Origin of the sequence: uncultured Halovibrio sp. (assembly GCF_913056445.1) — a bacterium.
GTDB classification, from domain to species: Bacteria; Pseudomonadota; Gammaproteobacteria; order Pseudomonadales; family Oleiphilaceae; genus Halospina; species Halospina utahensis_B.
Window position 1 is genome coordinate 43,170 of record NZ_CAJXMA010000014.1, and the last position, 6,073, is coordinate 49,242.

Sequence of the window (6,073 nt, forward strand, 5' to 3'; positions counted from 1 at the left end):
GCATGGCCACAGAATCGGAAACCCTCACCCGCTGCCCCTACTGCCAGACGCGGTTCCGGGTAACCCCGCGCCAGATAGAGGCGGCCAGGGGACGGGTACGCTGTGGCCACTGCCTGTACGTGTTCAATGCCGTTGAACACGCCGAGCCGGAAGAAGACCCCACCACCAAACCCCAGTCCACAGCCCCACAGGAGCCGTCTTCCGGAACGGAAACCGACGCGGACGACCTGGTCTTCGACGACAACCCGGAGGAGGACGCCCAGGATAGCCGCTACGCCGGCCACGACGAGCTCGAGGAAGAAGCTTTCAGCGAGGACTTCCTGGCGCTGGATGCCGGCGACCGTTCGGGCTTCCGCAGCGAGCTCGACGACCTGGATTCCCGGGAACAGCTGGAGGATGATGAAAGCTGGGCGGAGTCACTCCTGCAGGAGGTCGAGAGTGAACCGACCGAAGCCCCCGACAAGCCCGACTCCCCTGCCCCGGAACCACCGCCCCGGGAAAAGACGCCTGACCCGGAGCCCGAGCTGGAACCTGGTCCCCGACCGGAACCCCGGAATACAGCCCCTAGCGAGCCGGACTGGCAATCACTGAGCACCGACCCCATTGTCACCAGTCGGCCCGACCGCTGGCGCTGGCTGCGCAGACTGGCATGGCTGCTGGGCATTGCCGGTATGGCCGCCCTTCTCGTCTACCAGCTGGGCTGGTACCGTTTCGAACGGCTGGCGCTCTACGAGCCGATCCGCCCCTGGTACGAGCAGGCCTGCGAATGGGCTGGGTGTGAGCTGCCCCCCCTGGTCGCCACCGACGCGCTGGAACCGCGCCGCCTGGTGGTCCGCAGCCATCCGGACATGGCCAATGCCCTTCTGCTGGAGGTCACTATTGTCAACGAAGCCGGCTTTGACCAGCCGTGGCCCGCCATCGCCCTGAGCTTCTCCAACCTCAACAACGATGTGGTGGCCCAGCGCGTTTTCCAGCCACAGGCCTACCTGGCGGACGACGAAGCAGAACGTGGCCGCATTCCCTCCGGGGAGGGGCGGCGTATCCGTCTGGGACTTCAGGACCCGGGCAAGGACGCCATCAATTACCGGATCGACTTCCTCCCCGCGCGTCAATAGTCCCGACCCAAAAATACTCGGTTTTTCAGCCAGCCATCCCCTTTAATGGGATGAGAGCCCGGAGTATCATTGTCTCCCCCTGAGCTGGTCGAGATTTGACCAACCCGCACGGATCCAATCACCGGGAGAACGCTGTGGTCGCCATTGGCCCCCATACGCTGCCCAACAACCTGGTTCTGGCCCCCATGGCGGGTGTCACGGACAGACCCTTCCGGCTCCTGTGCCGCAGAATGGGTGCTGGTCTCGCCATCTCGGAAATGGTTACAGCGGACGCCAGCCTGTGGAGTTCGCGCAAATCCCGCCAGCGGATGGACCACGACGGGGAATCTGAGCCCATCGCGGTCCAGATCGCGGGCGGCGATGCCCCGATGCTGGCCGAGGCCGCCCGTTTCAACGTCGCCAATGGCGCCCGGATCATCGACATCAACATGGGTTGCCCCGCCAAGAAGGTCTGCAACAAGGCCGCGGGATCCGCGCTGATGCGCGATGAAGCCCTGGTGCGCGAGATTCTGGAATCCGTCGCGGCGGCCGTGGATGTGCCGGTCACGCTCAAGATGCGCACCGGCTGGGACCGGGATAACAAGAACGCGGTGACCATCGCACGCATGGCCGAAGACGCCGGCATTGCCGCACTGGCGGTACACGGGCGAACCCGGGCCGACGCCTATAAGGGCGAGGCGGAATACGGGACCATCGCTCAGGTCAAGCAGGCGGTGGATATCCCCGTCTTCGCCAACGGCGATGTGGACACCCCCCGCAAAGCCGCACAGGTTCTGCGGGAAACCGGCACCGATGGCCTGTTCATCGGTCGGGCCGCCCAGGGCAGGCCCTGGCTCTTCCGCCAGATCAACCACTATCTGGCCACGGGCGAGGAGCTCCCGGACCCCGGAGCGGAGGAAATCCGCAACATCCTGATGGGGCACGTGGAGGCGCTGCACGCCTTCTATGGCGAGTACACCGGGCTGCGGGTGGCACGCAAGCACGTGGGCTGGTACCTGCAGGCCCGTGATCCGGATAAGACATTCCGCCGGCACTTCAACCGCATTGAGGACGCCGGCGCGCAGCTTCAGCTGCTCGATCATTACTTTCAAGGCATCCAGACAGAAGAGGTACGTGTCGCATGAGCACTGAATTCATGGCCGAGGACAACCGGGCCCGGCAAACCGACGAGCCCCTCACAACGGCGGCCGGCAACGGTCAGACCGTCACACTGCGCGACAGCGTGGAACAGGCTCTGGAGAACTACTTCTCCCAGCTCGACGGCGCGCCGGTCAGCGACGTCTACCAGCTGGTGCTGTCCGAGGTGGAAGCGCCGCTGCTGGAGAAGGTCATGGAATACACCGGTGACAACCAGACGCGCGCCTCCGCCATGCTCGGTCTCAACCGGGGCACCCTGCGCAAGAAGCTCAAGCAGTACGGCCTGCTGTAAGGAATCGGAGCCATCATGACGGAACAGCCCAATGCGACCCCCATACGCCGGGCGCTGATCAGCGTCTCGGATAAGACCGGTATTGTTGAATTCGCCCAGGCCCTGCGCGAGCGCGGCGTGGAGATCCTCTCCACCGGCGGCACTTTCCGGCTTCTGACCAGCAGTGGTATCGAGGCGAAGGAAGTCTCCGACCACACCGGCTTCCCGGAAATCATGGGTGGCCGGGTCAAGACGCTGCACCCGCTCATCCATGGCGGCATCCTTGGCCGCCGTGGCACGGACGACAGCGTTATGGCGGAACAGGGAATCGACCCCATCGACATGGTGGTCGTGAACCTCTACCCCTTCGAACAGACCGTTGCCGACCCGGACTGCGACCTGCCCACCGCCATCGAGAACATCGACATCGGCGGGCCAGGCATGCTCCGCGCTGCTGCCAAGAACCACCAGGATGTTGCCGTTGTCGTGAATGCCGACGATTACGACCCCATCCTGAATGAAATGGATGCCAACGACGGCGGTCTACGCAGCGCCACGCGCTTTGACCTGGCCACCCGGGCCTTTGAGCACACCGCCGCCTACGACGGCGCCATCGCCAACTACCTGGGCGGCCGGCTGGACAGCCAGGCGGAGCCGGATCCCTTCCCGCGCACCTTCAACAACCAGTTCGAAAAGGTGCAGGACATGCGTTACGGCGAGAACCCGCACCAGAGTGCCGCGTTCTACCGTGAACGTGGCGCTACCGAGGCGTCCGTCTCAACCGCGCACCAGCTCCAGGGCAAGGCCCTGTCCTACAACAACGTGGCGGACACCGACGCCGCCCTGGAATGCGTCAAGCCCTTCGCGGATCCGGCCTGCGTGATCGTCAAGCACGCCAACCCCTGTGGGGTGGCCATCGGCTCGGACCTGAAGCAGGCCTACGAACTGGCCTTCGCCACCGACCCGACCTCATCCTTCGGCGGCATCATCGCCTTCAACCGCCCCCTGGATCCGGAAGCGGCGGCTGCGATCATCGAACGCCAGTTCGTGGAAGTGATCATCGCACCGGAAATCACACCGGAGGCAGCGGAGGTGCTGGCAGCCAAAAAGAACGTGCGCGTTCTGGCCTGTGGCCCCTTCAATGACGAACGGATTGCGGCCTGGGACTACAAGCGGGTCACCGGTGGCCTGTTGGTTCAGGACCGGGATCTGGGCATGGTCGATGAGAACACCCTGCAGATGGTGACCGACCGTTCGCCCTCACAGGACGAACTGGAAGATCTGCTGTTCGCCTGGGAAGTGGCCAAGTACGTCAAGTCCAACGCCATCGTCTACGCCCGCCATGGCCGCACCATCGGCATCGGCGCCGGCCAGATGAGCCGTGTCTACAGTGCGCGCATTGCCGGCATCAAGGCCGCCGACGAAGGGCTTGAAGTCAAGGGCTCGGTCATGGCCTCGGATGCCTTCTTCCCGTTCCGGGACGGCATCGACCAAGCGGCCGAAGCGGGCATCCAGGCGGTGATCCAGCCCGGCGGCTCCATGCGCGATCAGGAAGTGATCGACGCCGCCAACGAGCACGGCATCGCCATGGTCTTCACCGGCATGCGTCACTTCCGGCATTGAGGTGCTTATGCAGATCCTGATCATCGGCGGCGGTGGCCGCGAACACGCACTGGCCTGGAAGGCGGCCCAGTCACCGCAGGTCCAGCAGGTGTACGCCGCGCCCGGCAATGCCGGGACCGCCCGTGAGCCGGGTGTTGAGAACGTGGCGCTGGCGGACGACGACATTGATGGCCTCGTTGATTTTGCCACGAACAGGACCATTGACCTGGTCATCGTCGGTCCCGAGGCGCCACTGGTTGCGGGCATCAGTGACCGGCTGCGTGCAGCCGGCATAGCCGTTTTCGGTCCCAGTGAAGCCGCCGCCCAGCTGGAAGGGTCCAAGAGCTTCGCCAAGGACTTCCTGGCGCGCCACAGCATCCCCACTGCCGATTACCGGACCTTTGGGGACATGGAGGCGGCACTGGAGTACCTGCGTGAGAAAGGTGCGCCCATTGTGGTCAAGGCGGACGGCCTGGCCGCCGGCAAGGGCGTGATCGTGGCGGAGACACTGGCCGAGGGGGAAGATGCCGTGCGCGACATGCTCGCCGGCAACACCTTCGGCGATGCCGGCCACCGCGTGGTCATCGAGGAATGCCTGGCCGGCGAGGAAGCCAGCTTCATCGCCATGGTGGATGGCTCCAACATCCTGCCACTGGCCAGCAGCCAGGACCACAAACGGGTGGGCGATGGCGACACCGGCGCCAACACCGGTGGCATGGGCGCCTATTCCCCTGCCCCTGTGGTTACGGAGGAGGTCCACGAACGCATCATGCGGGAAGTCATCGAGCCCACGGTTGCCGGCATGGCGGACGAGGGCCACCCCTACACAGGCTTCCTGTACGCCGGGCTCATGATCACCCCCAACGGCTCCCCCAAGGTCATCGAGTTCAACTGCCGGCTGGGCGACCCGGAAACCCAGCCGCTGCTGATGCGGCTGCGCTCGGACCTCGTCCAACTCTGCCTCGCCGCCACCCAGGGTGGACTGGGCCGGCAGCAGTGCGACTGGGATGAGCGCCCCGCCCTGGGCGTGGTGATGGCCGCCGGCGGCTACCCCGCCAAATACCGTAAGGGCGATGCCATCACCGGCCTGGATGACCTGGACGGCGACGGCCTCAAGGTTTTCCACGCCGGCACCCAGCAGGAGGCTGATGGTCGTGTGACCACCGCCGGCGGCCGGGTCCTGTGCGTGACCGCGCTGGGCGGAACGGTCGAGCAGGCCCAGAAGGCGGCCTATGCGGGCGTTGATCGCATCCGGTGGGACGACGCCTACTGCCGGCGGGATATCGGCTTCCGCGCGCTCAACCGGGACTGATTCGGCACTCCGCAGACCAGGGGCGTATCGGCTGTCTGACAGCGAGACTCCTTGACACCCCTGGTTTCCAGGCCAACTATGCAAGACATGAGAGGAAAAGGAGACCCATCATGTCGCCGTTAATGCTGTTCCGGCTGATCCTTCCATCCAGCGGCGCATGGGCCAGGCTGCGCGATCATCCGCCCTCTGTTCTGGCGCTTATCCTGTTCCCCGTCCTGCCTCTGGCGCTGATTCCACCGATCATGCTCTATCAGGCGGGCACAGGTTATCCGGAAGCCTTCGGCGACGCCTTCGCCGGGCGCGAATGGGGCTACATCACCATCATCCTTTTCCTCGCGGAACTGCTGACGTTCGCCGTCATGGGCTGGCTGATCCATGAAGTGGGCAATACCCGCAGCGCCCACATCAGTGCCCACAGTGCCTACCTGGTGGCCGCCGTTGCGCCCGTTCCCATGTGGCTTTCCGCGTTTGCGCTCTTCGTTCCGAGCCTGACGGTCATAACAAGCATCGCCCTGATCGGACTGATATGGAGCTGCGCCATCGTTTTCCGGGGGATAAGCCACCTCTGCCGGATTGGAGCGGACGTGGAGGCCATGTCGATCACCTACACGGTTATGGCGGCAAGCGTGCTGGCCT

General features: G+C 64.8%; 6 protein-coding genes. All 6 read left to right on the forward strand.

The window, feature by feature from the left end:
• Positions 1–2: 2 nt before the first annotated feature.
• A complete protein-coding gene (locus QZ501_RS04995; protein WP_295717679.1) occupies positions 3–1,115 on the forward strand; it encodes a DUF3426 domain-containing protein in 1,113 nt (370 codons plus the stop codon).
• 134 nt (positions 1,116–1,249) lie between these two features.
• Positions 1,250–2,239, forward strand: coding sequence for a tRNA dihydrouridine synthase DusB (gene dusB, locus QZ501_RS05000; RefSeq protein ID WP_295717682.1), 990 nt, complete (start codon positions 1,250–1,252; stop codon positions 2,237–2,239).
• A gap of 11 nt (positions 2,240–2,250) precedes the next feature.
• On the forward strand, positions 2,251–2,544 hold the full coding sequence (fis, locus tag QZ501_RS05005; RefSeq protein ID WP_233128840.1) for a DNA-binding transcriptional regulator Fis: 294 nt from the start codon (positions 2,251–2,253) through the stop codon (positions 2,542–2,544).
• Positions 2,545–2,559: 15 nt separating this feature from the next.
• Complete coding sequence (purH, locus tag QZ501_RS05010) at positions 2,560–4,146, forward strand: bifunctional phosphoribosylaminoimidazolecarboxamide formyltransferase/IMP cyclohydrolase (RefSeq protein WP_095615738.1); 1,587 nt, start codon at positions 2,560–2,562, stop codon at positions 4,144–4,146.
• 7 nt (positions 4,147–4,153) lie between these two features.
• Positions 4,154–5,437, forward strand: coding sequence for a phosphoribosylamine--glycine ligase (gene purD, locus QZ501_RS05015; RefSeq protein WP_151439933.1), 1,284 nt, complete (start codon positions 4,154–4,156; stop codon positions 5,435–5,437).
• 110 nt (positions 5,438–5,547) lie between these two features.
• On the forward strand, positions 5,548–6,073 hold a 526-nt coding region (locus QZ501_RS05020), incomplete at its 3' end, for a Yip1 family protein (RefSeq protein ID WP_295717686.1).

What these genes read in the sequence shown, in the direction of transcription:
- purD (WP_151439933.1), top strand. Translation starts at nt 4,154, where the DNA reads ATGCAGATCCTGATCATCGGCGGCGGTGGCCGCGAACACGCACTGGCC.
- purH (WP_095615738.1), top strand. Translation starts at nt 2,560, where the DNA reads ATGACGGAACAGCCCAATGCGACCCCCATACGCCGGGCGCTGATCAGC.
- QZ501_RS04995 (WP_295717679.1), top strand. Translation starts at nt 3, where the DNA reads ATGGCCACAGAATCGGAAACCCTCACCCGCTGCCCCTACTGCCAGACG.
- fis (WP_233128840.1), top strand. Translation starts at nt 2,251, where the DNA reads ATGGCCGAGGACAACCGGGCCCGGCAAACCGACGAGCCCCTCACAACG.